The following is an 18,488-nucleotide window of genomic DNA, read 5'->3' as shown; positions in this document are numbered from 1 at the left end:
GCGTATGCTTGCGTTTAATAATCATATCCATATCACTGATTATGCCTTTAGATTCTGTGGGATTTTGTGCTATGCTACAAGAAATTATCGCAAGCTTGTGCATCTCACAGCTTTAAAGCCAAATGGACTACTTCAGCCCACGCTTACTAATGACCCAGATATACTTCCAAAGCTTGCCAAACTCACAGCAGGTATGCCACAAGAAAGCGTAAATCTAGCCTATACAATCATCACACGAGAAATACAAACAAGCCCAATATCAAGCCGCACTAGGCTCTGCTACACGCTCACACAGCAAGAGCTTGACGCCCTATACACACTTGCCCACGAGTTTTATGCCAAGATCCTGCCCTTAGCACCAAATCTATGCTACTACAATGGCTACTTTCTCCCAGAAGACAATCTTGAATGCTCTGTGTTTTTCTACAAACACGGGCTTGATACCCTGCGCCACCTTGATCGCTTAAAGACTAAAGACATCATCGATGTAGGTGGCTATATCGGCGATAGCGCATTGATCTTTCAAGACTATACGCAAAAATCTATCCACTGCTTTGAGGCGAGCAAAAGCACCTATGAAAAGCTACTTACAACCCTACGGCTAAACAACACCACACGCATTATCCCTATCAATAACGCCCTAGGAGCAAGAGAAGAGAAGCTAGCCATTAGCGGCGGAGGTCTTGGGGCGCATTTAATCAAAGAGCAAAATGACTCAAACAGCGAAATGGCAGAAGTTATCACACTAGATTCGTATGTGCAAAAGCACAATATCCAAGTAGGCTTTATCAAAGTCGATATAGAGGGCTTTGAAATGGAGTTTCTACAAGGTGCCAAGCACACCATCTGCACGCAAAAGCCCACAATGCTACTAAGTATCTATCATCAAGCAAGTGATTTTTTTGGCATTAAGCCCTTGATAGAGTCGTGGAATCTAGGCTATACATTTCGCCTATACAAGCCCATTGATGACACCATATCCGTAGAGACCGCGCTTATTTGCGAGATGCCTTAACCGCGCTTATGCAAAAGTAGATTCTAGGATTTGTGATAAAAATGCCCACATTCTGTCATTGCGAGCCTTGCGACAGCAAGGCGTGGCAATCCACAAATCCACGCAAGTGGATTCTAGGTGATTAAGCATAGTTTATGCTACTTTTTAGCTACAATTATCCCCAAAATCACAAAAGGATCGCCCAATGCCAGAATCTAGTGCGCAGCAAGCCTGCAATACTTCTGCCCTAATTGAGCTAGAGATGCCAAAAATGGTGCGTGTCGTGCTACTCAATGACAACTACACCACCCAAGAATTTGTCGTAGAGATTTTGCAAAGTATTTTTCACAAAAGCTTGATAGAAGCCCAGCAAATTATGCTTGAAGTGCATAATCACGGCAAGGGTGTGTGTGGGATCTATCCCTATGACATCGGCGAGACAAAGACCCAAGAGACAATCCAAGCTGCCAAAAAAGCCTCCTACCCGCTCAAAATCTTCACAGAATCCATCTAGCATAATGACAAGCCCCGTTTTTAAAGACATCATTAACCGCGCTGTAAAAATCGCTAGAGAATCCCAGCACGAGTATTTGACAATCGAGCATATATTTTTAAGCCTTTTAGAGCACCCAAGTGGCAGGGAGTTTTTGCAGCCATTTTGTGAGATCAGCACAAGCGAGCTGACAAAGCCCCTGCGTGCTTATCTTACCCACCATATCCCCACAAATGCTAATATTTCTCTACCTAAGGAAACTCTAGCCTTGCACCGCGTGTTTGAAGCGATGCTAAACCACGCGCGATCTTCTGGCGATGAGCATATAGAGCTATGGGACTTCTTGGCATTTGCCATTGAGGAAAAAGACAGCTACTGCGCCAAGCTCCTTAAAGCCGCGAATATCACGCGCTTAGATATTTTGCAAAATATCCCAGCCCCAGATTCTAGTCAGGATTCTAGCCAAGAATCTAGCAAGGATTTTTCTACCTCTAGGAGCTTTGGCACAAGGCGGCAAAAAGCCCTAGAGCTATTTGCCAAAAATCTAAACACCCTAGCTCTTGCCGGGAAAATCGATCCTCTCATCGGGCGCGATGATGAGCTTATAAGAATGTGCGAAATCCTCTGCCGCAGGAAGAAAAACAACCCCATTTTGCTAGGCGAGCCCGGAGTTGGCAAAACTGCCATAGTAGAGGGGCTAGCCCTTGCTATCACACAAAATCGCGTGCCCAAAAAGCTAGAAAACGCACAGGTCTATGCGCTTGATTTGGGGGCTATGGTGGCTGGGAGTAAGTATAGAGGAGATTTTGAAAAGCGGCTAAAAAGTGTGCTAGCAGAGATAGAAGAGCTTGATAATGTCATTGTCTTTATCGATGAGATCCACACGCTTGTAGGGGCTGGAGGGACTATGGGCGGCACAATGGATGCGGCAAATTTGCTAAAACCCGCACTAGCAAATGGGACATTTAAGTGCATTGGTGCTAGCACCTTTAGCGAGTATAAAAGCACCTTTGGCAAGGACAAAGCCCTTTCACGCCGCTTTTGCACGATAGATATAAAAGAGCCAAGCCTAGAATCCTGTTTAGAGATTTTGCACGCGCTTAAGCCGTTGTATGAGAGCTATCATAATATCAGCTATGATGAGAGCGCGCTGCAAGCCTGCCTAGATCTATCCCACCGCTATATCAATGACAAATTTCTCCCGGATAAGGCGATCGACCTACTTGATGAAGTGGGAGCGAGCCTTACTCTTAATGCCCCTTTAAAGCGCGTAATCACGCAAAAAGATGTCGAACACACCATAGCTAAAACCTACCATATCCCCAAATCCCAGATAAATGCCAGCGAGCGATCACAAGTCAAATCCCTAGAATCCAAGCTCAAAAGACGCATTTTCGCCCAAGAGCAAGCCATAGAAAAGCTCGCCCGCGCAATCAAAATCGCTAAGGCAAACCTCACAGAGCCTAATCGCCCCATTGGGAGCTTTCTTTTTAGCGGACCTAGCGGCGTGGGCAAAACAGAGCTAGCAAAAGAGCTTGCCAAGCACTTGGGAATGCACTTTGAGCGATTTGATATGAGTGAATACTCCCAAGCCCATAGTGTCGCCACGCTTATTGGCGCGCCTGCTGGCTATGTGGGCTATGAAAATGGCGGGATTCTCGTAGATAAAGTGCGTAAAAATCCCCACTGCGTGCTAGTCCTTGATGAGATAGAAAAAGCCCATAGCGATATTTATAATATTCTCTTGCAAGTTATGGATAATGCCACGCTTACTGATAATATGGGCAATGTCGCGCATTTTGAAAATACTATTCTTATCCTTACTTCTAATGTCGGTAGCAAAGATGGCAATGCCATAGGATTTACCAAAGATAGCTCCCTACGCCAAAACGCCGCGCTAAAGGATACATTTAGCCCAGAGTTTCGCGGCAGGCTTGATGGCATTATCCACTTTAGCCCACTCACCAAAGCCACATATAAAAAAATCGCCCAAAAGGTGCTAAATGATCTAAATGCCACCCTTGCTACGCGCCATATCGTGCTAAAACTAGAATCTAGTGCGCTAAATGCTATCACTAATCAAAGCTTTGAAAGCGCGCTTGGGGCAAGGGAGATCAAAAAGCTTATCGACACGCATATCAAAGCCGCTTTAAGCGAGCTTATCATCGATGGTAGGCTAGATTCTGGGGGGCTTGTGTGGATTGATTATAGCAATGGGGCTTTCACGCTAACGCCAAAAATACTTGCGCAAAAAACGCCCAAACACCCTAAAGCTAGCAAATCCACCAAGGCTAGCAAACCACGCACAAAGGCTTAGTATGACAATCAACGGACAGATATTTACCCTAGACTCTCTCCCTTTGCTAACCTATCTCACAGAGCATAAGCTTGCCATAGAGACCATAGCCATAGAGCTAAATGGCAAAATCGTGCCTAAAGATGAGCTTGCCACGCTTGTTTTCAAGCAAGGCGATGTGGTAGAGATCGTAAGCTTTGTAGGAGGGGGGTGATGCCAAGCCCCAAAGATCCAGCCCCACTTTTGCATATCACGCTAAATGGCGCGCCCCTAGCCACGCGCGCACGCACAAGCCTAGAGCTTTTCCAAAGTCTTGGGGGCAAGGAGAGTGATGTGTGGATTGTCAATGGATTTGCCACCAAAGAGCCTATAGCCCTACAAAATGGCGATGAGCTATTTTGCATACAAAAGGGCGTGCTACCGCCAAAAGACGCGTTAGATTCTATGATGAGAGCACGCCACACGCCAAAGCTACACGAGAAGCTAAAGCAGGCAAAAGTCGCTATCTGCGGACTTGGCGGGCTAGGCTCTCATATAGCTATAATGCTTGCTAGAAGCGGAGTAGGCGAGCTTGTGCTTATAGATTTTGATGTGATAGAGCCTAGTAATCTCAACCGCCAAGCCTATGAGATAAGCGACCTAGGCAAGTATAAAACTAACGCCTTGCAAGAACATATCCGCCAAATCAATCCCTACACCACCACGCATATCCACACGCTAAAGATTGATGAAGATAATCTCCCCACGCTTTTTAAGGGCGTAGATATTGTGTGCGAAGCCTTTGACAACGCCCTAGCCAAAGCAATGCTAGCCCAAAACTTCCATAAGCATTACCCGCGCACCTTTCTCATCTGCGCTTCTGGGCTAGCAGGCTATGGCAAAAGCAATGCGATCCAAACCAAGCAGTTTGCGCCCTATCTCTATATCTGCGGCGATGGAGTAAGCGCGGCGCAAGTGGGACAGGGGCTAATGGCTCCAAGGGTGAATATCTGCGCGGCACATCAGGCAAATCTCGTGCTAGAGCTTATTGCTACAAAAAGTGGATTCTAGTGCTGGAGATTCGGTTTTGCTTTGTGGGGATTCGGCTTTGCGCGATAAAGCAGGGAGTTTGTGGCTCGCTTCGTCGATAGACAACCAAGTCTTATCTCCTTGCTCGCCACTACACAACCCTGCTTTCTCATCGCAACTCCTAGAATCCCAAAATGGCTTTGCAAAACAAGCTCAACCCCTAGAATCCACTTTTGAAAAAACCGCAGAATTACAAAAAGTGGATTCTAGCGACACCGCTCCTTGCTTTGTCATTGCGAGCCTTGCGCCGCAAGGTGTGAAAACAAGCGAAGCGGTGCGAGCGTGAGCTCGCAGGTTTCTTTAGAAATCCTAGAATCCCAAAATGGCTTTACAAAACAAGCCCAAACCCCCTAGAATCCACTTTGCCACTTTATACGCTTCTAATAAAATCCGCGCTACAATCGCGACACTAACCACCAATCTAGCTATCATCGTAGATTCTAGGCTTACTAAGCCCACCAAAGGCATATAATGATCACAAGCGCATCGATTGAGAATCTCAAAAACCGCATTGATATTCTTGAAATCATAAGCCACTATCTTGAGCTAAAGCGCGTGGGGAGCAATTATGCTACGACCTGCCCCTTTCATAATGAAAAGTCCCCAAGCTTTATGATCTCACCGAGCAAGGGGATCTTCCACTGCTATGGCTGCGGCATAGGGGGCGATAGCATAAAATTTGTAATGGAGTATGAGAAGCTAGGCTTTGTCGAAGCCATTGAAAAAATCGCCGATATGCTTGACTTCCGCCTAGAATACGACAGCAAAGAGCGCGTGGAGCGCACCGACACCCTAGAGAAAATCGCCGCTTTCTACCACACTAGCTTGCTAGACTCCGCGCCTATGCTTGCCTATCTCCACAAGCGCGGCATTGATGATAGATTGATCGCCCAGTGGAATCTAGGATTTTGCCCAAGCCACGCTAGACACCAAGCCTTTATCAACGCCCAAAATCTCCCCACAGATGAGCTGCTAAAAAACGGCATCATCGGCAAAAATGAGCAGTATAATCAGCCCTTTTATCCGCGTTTTGGTGAGCGCATTATGTTTCCTATCTACTCGGCAAATGGCAAGGTCGTGGGCTTTGGTGGGCGCAGTATCAAAGAAGGCGCAATGGCAAAATACCTAAACTCTCCCCAGAATCCACTTTTTAACAAATCGCGCTTGCTTTATGGCTACCACCTAGCCAAGCAAGCGATTTTTGCTAGCAGGCAAATCATCATCACAGAAGGCTATATCGATACCATAATGCTCCACAAAGCTGGCATAAACAACGCTGTCGCCACGCTTGGCACAGCCCTTACCAAAGAGCATATCCCCTTGCTGAATAAAGGCGAGCCAGAGATTATCCTAAGCTATGATGGCGATAAGGCTGGCATTAACGCAGCCTTTCGCGCAAGCAGTATGCTAGCACCCTTAAGCAAAAAGGGCGGCGTGGTGATCTTCCCAGATGGCGCAGACCCAGCAGATATGATCCTAGCAGGCAGGGAGCAAGAAGTGAAAAAGCTTTTTGCAAGTCCCACGCCATTTATCGAATTTGGTCTTACAATGATTGCAAGCAAGCATAATCTCGCCAACCCCCTTAGCAAAGAAGACGCGCTTAAAGAAATCAAAGCCTTTTTACACACCCTTAGCCCCCTTATGCAAGAAGAATACGCGCAATTTAGCGCAGATCTTCTCCAAGTGCCATTGCAATTTTTGCACCCCAAAGCCAAAGCCCCAAAGCCAAAGCCCATCCAAGCCCCAGAATCTAGCGGCGATAAATTAGAGCGGCTCATCTTGCGCTATATGCTTGAAGATGAAGCCCTGCTTAATCAAGCCTTGCTCTATATTGATAGAAGTATTTTTACCGAGTATCAAGCAGCCTTTGATGCCCTGTGTGTCAATGACCCTAGCCACCCACAGCTTTTGGGCATAGCCCTAGATCCGCTGCCTTTGTGTGAGGGGGGATTTGAAGCGGAGCTGCGCATATTTATCCTGCGCTTTTTAGAATCCAAACTTAAGCAGACAAAAGATCTCGCGCAAATTTCCCAACTTCGCGCTAAGATTCTATCTCTTAAAACTACCAAATCCACAGAAAGGAAACTACAACCAATATGACAGCATTAGCACTTTTTAGCGGTGGGTGTGATAGCCTCATTGCGATGAAGCTACTCACACTCCAAGGGATCAAGGTCAAAGCCGTGCATTTTAACATAGGCTTTGGGGGCAATAAGGACAAAAGCGAGTATCTGCGCAATGCCGCAGAGCAAGTGGGCGCAGAGCTTGTTTTGATTGATATTAGAAAGCAGTTTTTTGACAATGTGCTTTTCACGCCCAAATACGGCTATGGCAAGTATTTTAATCCGTGTATCGACTGCCACGCTAATATGTTTGCCCAAGCGTTTTTGCGGCTTGATGAGCTAGGGGCTAGCTTTGTGATAAGCGGAGAGGTGCTAGGGCAGCGTCCCAAATCCCAGCGCAAAGAAGCCCTAGATCAAGTGCGAAAGCTTGTGCGGGGCTTTGGGAGTGATGAGAGGTTTGCGCATTTGCTAGCACAAGATAAAGTGGATTCTAGCAAACCGCAGTATTTAGATGAGCTGCTGCTGCGACCGATGTGTGCCAAGCTCCTAGAGCCAAGCTTCCCGGAGAAAATGGGCTGGGTCGATAGAGAAAAACTCCTTGATATAAGCGGCAGAGGGCGCACGAGACAGCTTGAGATGGTGAAAAAATGGGGCTTTCAATATTATGAAAACCCCGGCGGAGGCTGCTTGCTTACAGATCTAAGCGTGGCAAATAAAATCAAAGATCTAAGCGCGCATAGGACAATGGTGCTAGAAGATGTGGCATTGGTAAAAGTAGGGCGATATATGGTGCTGCCAGATGGCGCGCGCTGTGTGATTGCTCGCAATGATGAGGAAAACAAAAAGCTCTCCGCCCCCAACCCAAAAATGTCGCATATCACTCTGCTAGATTCTAAAGGACCGCTTGGGCTTGTAGAATCTAGCGCGAGTGATGGAGATAGAATCCTAGCAGCGCGTTTGACGCTTGCCTATGCCAAACACAGCGGGGCAAAGGAGCGCGTGCAGGTGGGAGAATCTATCCTAGAAGTAGAGCCGCTTGACAAGCAAAAAGCACAGGAATTTTTATTTTTCAAAGCATAGGGGTCGCTGGCGTGGTTGTGGGATTTGTATGCGCTTCAAGGGAGCTTGGCTCAAATGTCATCTATGCTAAAGCTTTGTATGCGATTAAGGCGTTGTTTTCTTGCAGGCTTATAGTCTTTGGCAATGCCACGACCACCGCACTCTACTCACAAGCAAGCCATATTGACACACTGCTAGATATGGGGACTGATGTATGGCAGCTAGATTCTAGCCCCAAAGAGAGTATTAGTAAGCAAATTGCTGCAATCAATAGCTTTGCTTGCGACTATCTTATCCTAAGTGATAGCAAAAGCTCATTTCTGCGCTTTGGGCTTGCTACCAATGCTAGGCGTGTGCTATGCGCTAGGAAGTTTGTGAGCCTTTTTGCGTGGCGTGCAAGGACTCTGCCTATTTATGCAAGCAAGACCTATAAGCAAATGAGCTTTGAAAATATACTGCTGCATTTGGTGCGACTCATTAACCCCAAAGCCTTTGATACTAGTATCGCAAGGCTTGACTTCTCTCCTGCTAGGCTCTGTGCGCCAGAGCCTATCCAAGCCCAAGCTGATACAATCCTGCGCTATATCTATAAAAAGCGTTTTGCCAAATCGTGTTTGGGGGGGGGGGTTAGAAGATTCTAGGCTAATTGTGATCAATCCCTTTAATGTCAATAACGCTTACTCACTCCCACAGCACGCGTGGCTAGAGCTTATAGCGCAAGTGTGCAAAACCCACCAAGTGCTAGTGATCACCTATCCTGCCGTGCATAGAGAGTTTATGCAAGCTTTGAGAGACCACAAGCGATGCAGGGAGCTTAACTCGCGCAATCTCATCATTTTTGCCAACAATAAACTCCCCCACCTTATCGCGCTAATTACTCGCGCGAGCTTGTGCATTAGCCCAAGCACAGGCACAACGCACCTAGCACTAAATCTAGGAGTGCCAAGCATTGGGCTCTATGCCGAGTATGACAAGCCGCGCTGGGGGCATAAAGATCTCCACTACATCACCCTAGAAGCTCCAAGGGATCAGCTCACCAAAGCCCAATGCCAAAAAATTATCCAAGCTACCACAGCCCTGCTTAAGCAATGCCTAAGGGAAACTTAAGGCTCTCTAAAAATCGCTCCACTTGCAACAGCCCTAAGGTCTTATATGAGATAAACACCACCGCAAAAAATGCCATCACAAGCCCTAAAATCCCTAAAATCCCATAAAAGCACTTAAAATCAATCATATATAAATCAAAACTCGCTATCCCAAAGGCACACAGCGGAAAGGTAAAAGCCCACCACGATGGCGCAAAACTAAGCTTAGTAAAAATATTCCCTAAACTTAAAAGCAATAGCACGAAAAACAACGCCACATTAAAGCCCACAAAACTCAACGCATTATGGAATCCAAAAAGGCTATGAAAATCCACCACAAAAATGCTAGGTGGTGCGATAAAAATAAAAAGTGTAGGGATAAATTTAGATTCCAAACTCTGCTCAAAGATGAGCCGCTGCATTATCATCGCACTCAAAAGTATCCAAAAAAAGCAACCAATTGAGAAGAAAAAGAGTAATAATTCCTTTGGAGCGTTGATTAAGCCACCACTTAAAGGCACGATTAAGTTGCCCACAATCGGTATAAACCACGCAGGGGATAGCAAAGCACTCTTCATACTCTCCCTAAACCAAAAGCTCATCACATATAAACTAAGCACGAGCTGCAAGGCACTTGCCACATAAAAAAGCCCCAAAATCCCTTGCCATAGCACATCTACCCCGCTACTTAAATCACTCCAAAATGCTACGATGATAAGCATACTAATAGGAATGCTTGATAGGAAGTTAATCTTTACTTGATGTTTTAAATCTGCTTTAAACGCATTGAAATGATAAAGCATTTTCGCACCATAACACACAAGCAAAAGGGCGAAAACAACCACTGCCAACACCGCAAAGCCATACGCTCCCCACCATAGAAATGGTGCGATTACCCCTTGCCACGATGAGCTAGAATCCAGGCTGGATTCTAGTGCGTTTGCTCCGCTATTAAGTGTTGTGCTATTAAAGGACGCATTTGCAAGTGCCTCGCTCCCAAAAGCCACACTTGCTTTTTTCAATACAAGGCTTAAGCCACCTATCCCCATAACTGAAGCAAATAATGCGATAGGTAGATTTGCAAGTTTAGATTCTGCTGGGATTTGTGTTTGGCTTGTGGGATTTGGGCTTGATTCTGTATTGACATTTCGCATAGCTTAGTCCTTATTTTGCGTGGATTTTATATCGCTCATTTTAGCACCTTTAATCCCTTTTGCTATTTCAACGCTCCCTATCATTTTATCCCCTCTTACCACAAGACTATGTCGCTCTACAATATAGTGGGAATCTATCTCGCCACTAAACATTGCGCGTAAAATAGGCATTTGCCTTGAAAATGAATACCGCTAAATGCTTAAGATTCCTTAAAAACAATCCAAGACTAGTTGCACGCTCCATAGTTATAAACTATCGCTTAGATTCCACCCAGCAAGATTTTTGATCGTTTTATTAAGCTGGTAATGAAAAGCACAAGCCCTATGAAAAACGCTAGTCTTTGCTCTAAGAGGTCTCACTCTTTGGCTCAACACCTCCAAATAGCATAGTCTTGATAATCTTTAGACTTTTCATCTCATCGCCTTTTTAGAGATATATCAAACTCCGCTCTTGCAATGTGAAAATATAAGTGAAATGCCACAAAATATCACACACTTTCATACTATTGCTATCTACCCCTACAGCTCTGTTTTTAGCACCGCGCCATTTGCAGCGTTGCTTACAAGCAGGGCGTAGCGTTTAAGCCATTTGCTTGTTATCTCTTTTTGTATTGGCTTCCATTTAGCTTTGCGTGCTTCTAAAGTCTTAGAATCCACTTTCAGCTCCAAGCTCCCACGCGAGACAGAGATCTCTATCATATCGCCATCTTCAATAAGTGCGATAAGCCCCCCTTCAGCCGCTTCTGGGCTTATATGCCCGATACACGCCCCCCTTGTCGCCCCGCTAAATCGCCCATCGGTTATGAGTGCTACGCTCTCACCCAAGCCCATTCCCATAATAAGACTTGTAGGGCTTAGCATCTCTTGCATTCCCGGTCCACCCTTTGGTCCTTCATAGCGGATAACTACCACGCTTCCAGCCTTTACCTTGCCCCCTGCGATGCCCTTAATCGCTTCATCTTGGGAGTTAAAGCAAATCGCTTTACCGCTAAATTCTTTCATAGATTCTGCCACGGCTGCGACTTTTAGCACCGCTCCTTGCTTACAGAGATTACCAAAAAGGATTTTTAATCCGCCAACTTGCGAGTAGGCGTTGTCATTATGGCGGATAATTTCTGGGTCTATTATATTTGCGTTTTGGATTCTTTCGCCTAAAGTCTCCCCGGTGATTGTGAGAGCGTCTAGGTAAAGAATACTAGAATCTTGGTTTGTAAAATCCACAAAATCGCCGCTATGATTACCCAAAGATGAATTGCCACGCTTAGAGATTTCATTCATTACTGCCGACACTCCCCCCGCTCGATTTATATCCTCCATATGCACACTACTTAACGCCGGGGCGATTTTGGCGATATGGGCGACATTTGCAGCGATAGTATTGATAGATTCTAGGTTAAAATCCACTTCCGCTTCTTTGGCAATGGCTAACATATGCAAAATCGTATTGGTGCTTCCCCCCATTGCCATATCCACGACAAAGGCGTTATGCACGGCTTTTGCATTCAAAATATTGCGGAATCTAAACTTTTCACTTAAGCTAGAATCAAGTGCTATCTCTACAATGCGTCTAGCCCCCTTGCGTAGTAACTCTTCCCTTTCAGGTGTTAGGGCTGGGATCGTGCCATTGCCAGGCAACGCCACGCCCATAGCTTCACAGAGTGTATTCATAGAGTTTGCAGTAAACATTCCGCTACAACTCCCCCCACTAGGACAGGCTTGACACTCTATCTCGTGCAATCTTTTCTCATCAATTTTGCCACTCTCATACGCCCCTACTGCTTCAAATGCGGAGTTTAAATCTAGTATTGTGCCATCTTCTAGCCGCCCTGCTTTCATAGGACCACCGCTTACAAAGATAGTCGGCACATTCACACGCAATGCCCCCATAAGCATTCCGGGCACGATTTTATCGCAGTTTGGCAGGCAAATCATCGCATCTAAGGCGTGGGCGTTCATCACAGATTCTATTGCATCAGCAATCAGCTCACGGCTAGGCAGGGAGTAGAGCATACCGCTATGCCCCATAGCGATGCCATCATCTACGCCAATGGTATTAAACTCAAAAGGCACACCGCCTGCCTTGCGTATCTCGTCCTTTACAATCTCGGCGTATTTGTTTAAGAAAAAATGTCCCGGAATGATGTCAATATAGCTATTTGCCACGCCGATAAAGGGTTTGCTAAAATCTTCATCTTTTAGCCCTGTTGCCCTTAGTAAGCTTCTGTGAGGCGCGCGATTATGCCCCTTTTTTACAATATCACTTCGCATAAAATCTCCTTAGTATTTTGTAGTAAATAATTATACTTTAAGATTCTTAGAATCTCGTTTTTGGATTCTAGGCTTGGGGGCAGTGCTTTAGAATCTATAAAGTGGATTCTATATAGTGTGTAAGCTCTAGCCCTAGGGCTTTTGCTTTCTCTTGTGTGGCGGCAATGCTGGATTCTATCTTTTGTATATGGGCTAGGATTTTTTCTTGCACGGATAAAGGTGGCAGGGGGATTTTGAAATTTTTAATGTCATTTTGGGATATTTGATTGATACCTGAAGTTCTGCTTTGTGTTGTATAATTTCTAAAGTAATCACATTGTAATAAATGATAAAGAAATTTATTGTATTTACTTCTAATAATTGCCATAAAAGCACCAAAAGATACTCCGTCTCTATCTATCATTGCTGTTTTGCCTATTAAATTTGCACTTCCATTCCTAACACACATTAACAAATCGCCCTTATTGGCTATTTTATTTGGACTGATTTTTATGTTTTTAACGCGTATTAAGTCGTCATAAACGATTTTGCCATTCTGTATATTGTTTGAACGCAATACAATAATATCTTTTTCATCATTTGAGACATTTGCAGGGGTATAAACCAAACCTATATTAGTCTCACAAATCTCGCCGAGTGTTTTGACTTCCCAGCCGTGCGGTGGTGGGGTAGGGATAGAATCTAGTAAGGATTCTAGGTTTGTTGTATTGAGCGGTAGCGAAATATCCCTACTCATTTCATTATCATATTGAGCCGTAGGCGAAATATCTCTATTATATTTTTTGAGATTATTCGCTTCGCTCATAATGACAAATTTAGATTCTATGTTTGTAGATACTTCGGCTATCGCCTCAGTATGACAAGAGAGAGGGTTAGAATGATGAGTAGGGGAGTTGGTATGACAAGTGGAAGTGGTATCAGTATGACAAGGGGTAGAATCAGTGTGGCAAAGGTTTATAGCAATGCTTTGATTATGCCTTGTGTCCCAGCGGTCTAAATCTTTAAAGCGGACGATGAATACCTTTTGCCTTTGTAGTTCTTGCTTTTTCTCTAAACCAAGTGCTATATATATATGCCTCTATCTCATCTTTTAGGCGTTTTTCTTCAACTTGCAAGGCTTTGATTTGTGCTTTTATAGATTCTATCTTGGCGACTATTTGTTTTTGGACTTCAAGGGGCGGTAGTGGGATTTGCAAATCGCATAAAGCTTCAAAAGATAGATTTTGTCTTACAGAACCCCTTGTTTTTGCTCGTAAATGCTCGTTGAACCAAGCCGATTTTAAAACAAACACTAAATATTGTGAAAGTAGTCGTGTTTCATCTGTTTGAAAGATAACATAGGCAGGGCTTGTATATTTCAAATCAAATTCTGGTGGGACAATACCTATTGAGCCGACATTCACACGATAAGGATTGTAAAAAATTTCTCCACTTCTTACTTGATAGTAAGGCTGCTTTATGCGTGAGCCTAGTAAAGACTCATTAAAATATACTCCATCTTTATTATTAACACCTAAAATATCAAAGGTTTCGTTTGGAAAATTTGAGGGCTTAATTCTATGCTTCTTCTCTACAATATAATCCTTTAAAGACACTAAAGGAAATTTTGATTTAAATTCGGTTAGATAGTGTTTTATATCCCACCGCACTAAATCCCTAAACCATACAATTTGCACTTTACTCATTTTTATTCCTTTTATGAGATATGTAGAAAAAAATTGAAAAATTCGACATATCGCCGTGATATGTCGAAAAAATGCAAAATTTTTAACATATCAGCTCCTGACTTAGAATCTCAAAAAGCTTAATGTTGATAAAATATTTGTTTCTGCCTATTTTTATGCAATCTAAAATTCCTAATTCTTGACAGATTTTCAAATAAACAGAGGCTGTGTGCCGATGAACTTTTAAGCCTTTTTCTATGGATTGTATTTTTGTATAAGGATGTGAAAAGAGCAGTTCTACAAAGTCTTTGCTATAAATGGTATCCTTTTGTTTTTGGAGTGTCTGGCTTATCTCTTGCATCGCTAAATCAATAGCCTTTATCCTAGATATTGTCGCATATGAAGTTTTCTCAACACCAATCAACACATACTCTATCCAATCGTTAAAGCTTGCTGTTTTACTGACTTCTTCTAAAAGTTTGTAATACTTATCTTTTGTCGCAATGATATAGGCACTCAAATACAAAATAGGCAAGTCTAAAAGCTTATGATAAACAAGATAGAGGATATTTAGGATTCTGCCTATTCTGCCATTACCATCATAAAAAGGGTGGATTGTCTCAAATTGATAGTGAATGATAGCAAGTTTTATGAGTGGGTCTAGCTCATCGGTATCATCATTGATGTATTTTTCTAAATTGCTCATAAGTCTTTTAATATCATCTGCATTTTGAGGCGGGATATGTTTTATTTCCCCTGTTAGTGGGTTGGTTAGTGTTGTGCCACTTTGGGTTCTAAAACCCGCATTATTTCTCTCTAGGTATCTTTGGATTTCTAAAATATGTTTATTAAGCAGTAGGTTATCTTTTTGCAAGAGCTTAAAACCTGTTTTAAGGGCTAATTCGTAATTTTGCACTTCTTTTGCGTTTTTGGTGATTTTAGTTTCATCAATTTGGGCTAAAAAAAGCTCATCGTGCGTTGTGATTATGTTTTCAATAGCGTTGGAATCCTTTGCTTCTTGTAAAACAAGGGAGTTGATTAAAATATCTTGATTTGGGATAATTTTTGCAAATCCATTAAGCTCGGCTAATTTTCTTGAAGCAGTAGTTAGTAGCTTATAGATTTTAAGTGTTAGATTTAAACTAACTGGTAATTCTTGTGGGATAAATTCTTGCATTATTGATTCCATTGTATGTTGTATTCTTGTAAAAACTCTCTAAAATGGCTTAAAATCCCCTTTTGCTCTAATATCTTTTCAAGCACTTTGCCATTCTCATCTTTATGCACTTCATAGCTATCTAGTAGCTCATTTTTGACATTTTCGCCCATTTCCCCTGTGCTAGTGATACCCACAAACTCCGGCTCTGCCATAAATATGGGGTAGTCAAAGTCTATTTTGGTGCGTTTGAATGCTTGCTTTTTAATATTAGATTCTAGCTCTTTTAGCTCTTTTTTGGCTTTGGCTTTGTCGTTTGCGTTGTATTTGGCACTCTTCTCGCCCTTTGCTTTGCGATAGTTGATAATAGATTCTAGTTTGTCTAGCGTCTCTTTGTGCTTTTGCTTTAGCTCTTTTGTGTGTTTTTCTACGATAGAGTTAAACTCATTTTGCTCATTTTGGCTAAATTTTTGTAGGAATAAAATAGAGCTTTTCACACTCGCCTTACTGCTTGTGAAAGTCTCTTGTGGTAGTGAAATCACAGCGCGTAAAAATGCCCTGCCTTCTACAAACTCTCGCACATATTCTGCATTTGGCGTATTAAACACACCTTCTGGCAAAACGATTCCCATTCTACCCCGGGCTTTAGCAAATCTAGGCAGCGGTTTATAAACAAATGCTCGGTTTTATCAGATTCTAAATTGGGCTTTAGGGCAAAGAGTGAGGCGATAGGCTTACCAATGTTGTCTAGGATTTTTCGTTGGGCATTTTGGTAGGTCTCTTTGCCATAGGTTTTGTAGTAGTTTTCTATCTGCTCTTTTTTCTCTTCTGTGTAAGAAACTTCGCCATTGTTGTTTAGGTAGGTTTGGGCGTCTTCGGCTCGTATGGTGTTTTCTTTTCTCACATTTGAGCCAAAGGGAGGGTTGGTTAGGATTATATCAAAGCGGTTTTCAAAGATTCCATTGATATTTAGTAGCCCATCGTGGTGGTGGATCCCGCCGTGTCCATCGCCGTGCATTATCATATTCATCTTAGAAGTCCTTGCCATTCTGTCATTTGCATCTGTGCCATAAATGCAGTGGTTTGAAAGCTTAAAAAGTCTTGTGCCTTGCGTGTCGGTCTCTAGCTGTTTTTCTAGCTCATTCTTTTTGCTAGTTAGCTTTTTTGCTTCTATGTCGGTGATGTTGTTTATATCTTTGACTATGGATTGTTTATAGGCTTCATATTGCTTGATAATATCTTGCTGGATAAGCTCACGCACTTTACTAAAGATTCTAATGAGAAAGCCCCCGCTACCACTTGCAGGGTCGCAGGAGACTTCATTTTCTTGTGGGTTTATCATCTCTATCATAAATTCTACAATGGGTCGCGGGGTGAAAAACTGCCCTAACTCTCCCCTAAAAGTCTGCCCTAAAAACTTCTCAAATGCCACGCCTTTAATATCGCTTGAAGTGTTGGATAGATTGTAAATTTGAAGTCTTTCTATGATTTTATAAATAGTGGCGTTTTTTAGTTCAATTTTTTCGTTATCTATGAAAATTTGGTCTTTTGCAAATTCTTTTTTCGTTTCATTAAAGAGCCATTCTAGGTAGTTTGGATTATATTTTTCTGCCTCTTTTACATATTCTATTGTAAATTTATTATCCGCCTCGCCCTTTATGAGCTTTCTCTCTACATACACTTTCATAAACAAAATTTTTGCGATTTCATCAAAGGCTTTTGTGGGGTCAAACTTATCATTATCGCGTATGTGGCAGTGGCACTCCCATAAGATTTTAGCAAACTCATCTTCTTTAAAAACAACTAAATCTTTGAGTAGCTTATCTATCTCTTTATCACTTGCGTTATTTTCTGGGATATTGGCTATCTCTTGGGTGAAGCCGGGCATTTTATCCTTTATCACACGCCAGAATCTTGTCTCATAGTTATTGTGCGTTACAAAAAATGGGGCGTTAGTGAGTCTCGCATAGCTCTCCCCTTGTGCATAATCTCCCTCGCTTATGCGAATGGTATCTGCCTTGCACTCTACGATGATTAAGGGTGGGTTTTTATCCTGCTTATCTTTGGGGCTTTTCCATATTACGATATCAGCCCTTGCGGCATTTTTACCCTTTTGCGTTTTGACTTCTTCTTGCATTTGCTCTAGGTTATATTTATAGCTATTTACAAGCGTGCAGACAAATTTCTGCCTTATAATCTCTTCTGGTGTAGCGACTTTGTATCTTTTGCCTAGTGGGCTATAGATCTTGCCTTCTTTGTTGTATTGTAGCTCTAGCTTTTGTGTTTCTTGCATTATTGTCCTTGCTTGGATTTAATTATGGAATTTTACCATTAAATAAATAATTGTTTAGAGTGGGTGTTGGCTTAATACAATTTAGCTACAATGCAAAGCTACAAATAGATTCTAAAGGGATTTATTTTCACTCTAGCAAGGGGCTAGATTCTAGCACTTGTGAGACGCCAAGTGATGAGAGTAGGGCAGGCACTCTCAGTGGAATCTATCCGCGATTTAGAGGGAGCTTTGATTGTGAGAAGCAGGGTTTGAGTAAGATTGAAAAAGGCATTTGCAATAGCTTTTATACTCTGCGTGATGATGTGAGCTTAAATGCGATGTTTGAATATGCGCTTGCTTTTGCGTGGAGCAATGAGCAAAAATCTAGGCTTAAAAAAGAGCAACTACAATGGCTAAAAGAGCGTAATATGAAATGTGTTAAGGCAAAAGATGGCGAAGAGCTTTTAACCTGTTTGTATCAAGCGATAAATCATCGCATAAAAGAATTACACGAAACAATAGATAAATCACAGCAAGTAACGCTAGAGCTAGTAAGCCAGATAGGTGCGGTAAAAATCTATGAAAATCCAAGCCTAAAATCCCCTGTGCTTTATACAAAGATTCTAAATAGTGAGGGGGAAAATGCAACAAGGGACTATGGGGCGATACTACTTGCACCAAAATCTCTTAATGGTTTTACAAAGATTATGCTAATGGAGTTTTCAAAGGATACAAATCCTAATGGTAATGCCATTGTAGGCTATGTGCAAAATGCTAATGTGAAAAGGGATAAGAAGCAAGAGAGCGCGTTGAGATAAGCGGAGTGGTGGCAAAAATAATAGCGATTCAAATGCTAATATTTGTTATGAATAAACTTGTAGAATCTAGCTAATACCAACAAAAGACATAAGGAGCG

The 18,488-nt window shown here is 42.8% G+C and carries 21 protein-coding genes; 12 read left to right on the top strand and 9 right to left on the bottom strand.

Features of this window, described 5'->3' with window-relative positions:
• The first annotated feature begins 4 nt into the window (after positions 1 to 4).
• Positions 5 to 1,015 carry an FkbM family methyltransferase gene (locus NYG90_RS03875; protein ID WP_285256987.1) on the top strand — a complete coding sequence of 337 codons (1,011 nt, stop codon included), beginning with the start codon at positions 5 to 7 and terminating at the stop codon, positions 1,013 to 1,015.
• A gap of 6 nt (positions 1,016 to 1,021) precedes the next feature.
• On the opposite strand, the gene NYG90_RS03870 is transcribed toward NYG90_RS03875, so the two are convergent.
• The gene (locus NYG90_RS03870) at positions 1,022 to 1,144 is read right to left on the bottom strand and encodes a hypothetical protein (RefSeq protein WP_285256986.1); all 123 of its coding nucleotides are present in this window, start codon (positions 1,142 to 1,144) and stop codon (positions 1,022 to 1,024) included.
• Between the two features lie 55 nt (positions 1,145 to 1,199).
• On the opposite strand from NYG90_RS03870, the gene NYG90_RS03865 reads away from it, so the two are divergent.
• Genes NYG90_RS03865 through NYG90_RS03820 form a run of 10 tightly spaced genes read left to right on the top strand, consistent with a single transcriptional unit; the run spans position 1,200 to position 9,080 of the window.
• Positions 1,200 to 1,508 (top strand): ATP-dependent Clp protease adaptor ClpS, encoded by a 309-nt coding sequence (locus NYG90_RS03865; RefSeq protein WP_115012127.1) that lies wholly within the window; start codon positions 1,200 to 1,202, stop codon positions 1,506 to 1,508.
• A gap of 4 nt (positions 1,509 to 1,512) precedes the next feature.
• Positions 1,513 to 3,804 carry an AAA family ATPase gene (locus NYG90_RS03860; protein WP_285256985.1) on the top strand — a complete coding sequence of 764 codons (2,292 nt, stop codon included), beginning with the start codon at positions 1,513 to 1,515 and terminating at the stop codon, positions 3,802 to 3,804.
• Between the two features lies 1 nt (position 3,805).
• Positions 3,806 to 3,997: a sulfur carrier protein ThiS gene (thiS, locus tag NYG90_RS03855; protein WP_285256984.1), complete on the top strand. Its 192-nt coding sequence runs from the start codon at positions 3,806 to 3,808 to the stop codon at positions 3,995 to 3,997.
• Between the two features lie 29 nt (positions 3,998 to 4,026).
• Positions 4,027 to 4,833: a thiamine biosynthesis protein ThiF gene (gene thiF / locus NYG90_RS03850; protein WP_285257090.1), complete on the top strand. Its 807-nt coding sequence runs from the start codon at positions 4,027 to 4,029 to the stop codon at positions 4,831 to 4,833.
• Entirely contained in the window at positions 4,811 to 5,137 is a 327-nt protein-coding gene (locus NYG90_RS03845; protein ID WP_285256983.1) for a hypothetical protein, read from the top strand. Before thiF ends, NYG90_RS03845 begins: the two co-directional genes overlap by 23 nt.
• A 36-nt stretch (positions 5,138 to 5,173) precedes the next feature.
• The gene (locus NYG90_RS03840) at positions 5,174 to 5,323 is read left to right on the top strand and encodes a hypothetical protein (RefSeq protein ID WP_285256982.1); all 150 of its coding nucleotides are present in this window, start codon (positions 5,174 to 5,176) and stop codon (positions 5,321 to 5,323) included.
• On the top strand, positions 5,323 to 6,951 hold the full coding sequence (gene dnaG, locus NYG90_RS03835; RefSeq protein ID WP_285256981.1) for a DNA primase: 1,629 nt from the start codon (positions 5,323 to 5,325) through the stop codon (positions 6,949 to 6,951). Before NYG90_RS03840 ends, dnaG begins: the two co-directional genes overlap by 1 nt.
• Positions 6,948 to 7,994, top strand: a complete 1,047-nt coding sequence (locus NYG90_RS03830; protein WP_285256980.1) for a 7-cyano-7-deazaguanine synthase — start codon at positions 6,948 to 6,950, stop codon at positions 7,992 to 7,994. Before dnaG ends, NYG90_RS03830 begins: the two co-directional genes overlap by 4 nt.
• Before the next feature lie 17 nt (positions 7,995 to 8,011).
• On the top strand, positions 8,012 to 8,614 hold the full coding sequence (locus NYG90_RS03825; RefSeq protein WP_285264727.1) for a hypothetical protein: 603 nt from the start codon (positions 8,012 to 8,014) through the stop codon (positions 8,612 to 8,614).
• Positions 8,574 to 9,080 (top strand): glycosyltransferase family 9 protein, encoded by a 507-nt coding sequence (locus tag NYG90_RS03820; protein ID WP_285264726.1) that lies wholly within the window; start codon positions 8,574 to 8,576, stop codon positions 9,078 to 9,080. Before NYG90_RS03825 ends, NYG90_RS03820 begins: the two co-directional genes overlap by 41 nt.
• Here NYG90_RS03820 and NYG90_RS03815 read toward each other — a convergent pair.
• The 8 genes from NYG90_RS03815 to NYG90_RS03780 all read right to left on the bottom strand — a co-directional run bounded on the left by NYG90_RS03815 (position 9,055) and on the right by NYG90_RS03780 (position 17,593).
• Positions 9,055 to 10,212 (bottom strand): SLAC1 anion channel family protein, encoded by a 1,158-nt coding sequence (locus NYG90_RS03815; protein ID WP_285256977.1) that lies wholly within the window; start codon positions 10,210 to 10,212, stop codon positions 9,055 to 9,057. The two genes, NYG90_RS03820 and NYG90_RS03815, sit on opposite strands and share 26 nt — an antisense overlap.
• Before the next feature lie 3 nt (positions 10,213 to 10,215).
• Positions 10,216 to 10,383: a hypothetical protein gene (locus tag NYG90_RS03810; protein WP_285256976.1), complete on the bottom strand. Its 168-nt coding sequence runs from the start codon at positions 10,381 to 10,383 to the stop codon at positions 10,216 to 10,218.
• Between the two features lie 348 nt (positions 10,384 to 10,731).
• Positions 10,732 to 12,480 carry a dihydroxy-acid dehydratase gene (ilvD, locus tag NYG90_RS03805; protein WP_285256975.1) on the bottom strand — a complete coding sequence of 583 codons (1,749 nt, stop codon included), beginning with the start codon at positions 12,478 to 12,480 and terminating at the stop codon, positions 10,732 to 10,734.
• A gap of 94 nt (positions 12,481 to 12,574) precedes the next feature.
• Positions 12,575 to 13,285, bottom strand: coding sequence for a restriction endonuclease subunit S (locus NYG90_RS03800; protein WP_285264725.1), 711 nt, complete (start codon positions 13,283 to 13,285; stop codon positions 12,575 to 12,577).
• A gap of 196 nt (positions 13,286 to 13,481) precedes the next feature.
• Positions 13,482 to 14,165, bottom strand: coding sequence for a restriction endonuclease subunit S (locus NYG90_RS03795; protein ID WP_285264724.1), 684 nt, complete (start codon positions 14,163 to 14,165; stop codon positions 13,482 to 13,484).
• A gap of 82 nt (positions 14,166 to 14,247) precedes the next feature.
• A complete protein-coding gene (locus NYG90_RS03790) occupies positions 14,248 to 15,321 on the bottom strand; it encodes a Fic family protein (RefSeq protein WP_285264723.1) in 1,074 nt (357 codons plus the stop codon).
• Positions 15,321 to 15,920, bottom strand: a complete 600-nt coding sequence (locus NYG90_RS03785; protein ID WP_285264722.1) for a hypothetical protein — start codon at positions 15,918 to 15,920, stop codon at positions 15,321 to 15,323. The genes NYG90_RS03790 and NYG90_RS03785 overlap by 1 nt, the downstream gene beginning before the upstream one ends.
• Positions 15,866 to 17,593, bottom strand: a complete 1,728-nt coding sequence (locus tag NYG90_RS03780; protein WP_285264721.1) for a type I restriction-modification system subunit M — start codon at positions 17,591 to 17,593, stop codon at positions 15,866 to 15,868. The genes NYG90_RS03785 and NYG90_RS03780 overlap by 55 nt, the downstream gene beginning before the upstream one ends.
• A 59-nt stretch (positions 17,594 to 17,652) precedes the next feature.
• On the opposite strand from NYG90_RS03780, the gene NYG90_RS03775 reads away from it, so the two are divergent.
• Entirely contained in the window at positions 17,653 to 18,390 is a 738-nt protein-coding gene (locus NYG90_RS03775; protein ID WP_285256972.1) for a lysozyme inhibitor LprI family protein, read from the top strand.
• The last annotated feature ends 98 nt before the right edge of the window (positions 18,391 to 18,488 follow it).

This window comes from Helicobacter zhangjianzhongii (genome assembly GCF_030249855.1).
GTDB lineage: Bacteria > Campylobacterota > Campylobacteria > Campylobacterales > Helicobacteraceae > Helicobacter_B > Helicobacter_B zhangjianzhongii.
This window is presented reverse-complemented; position numbering and strand designations above follow the sequence as displayed.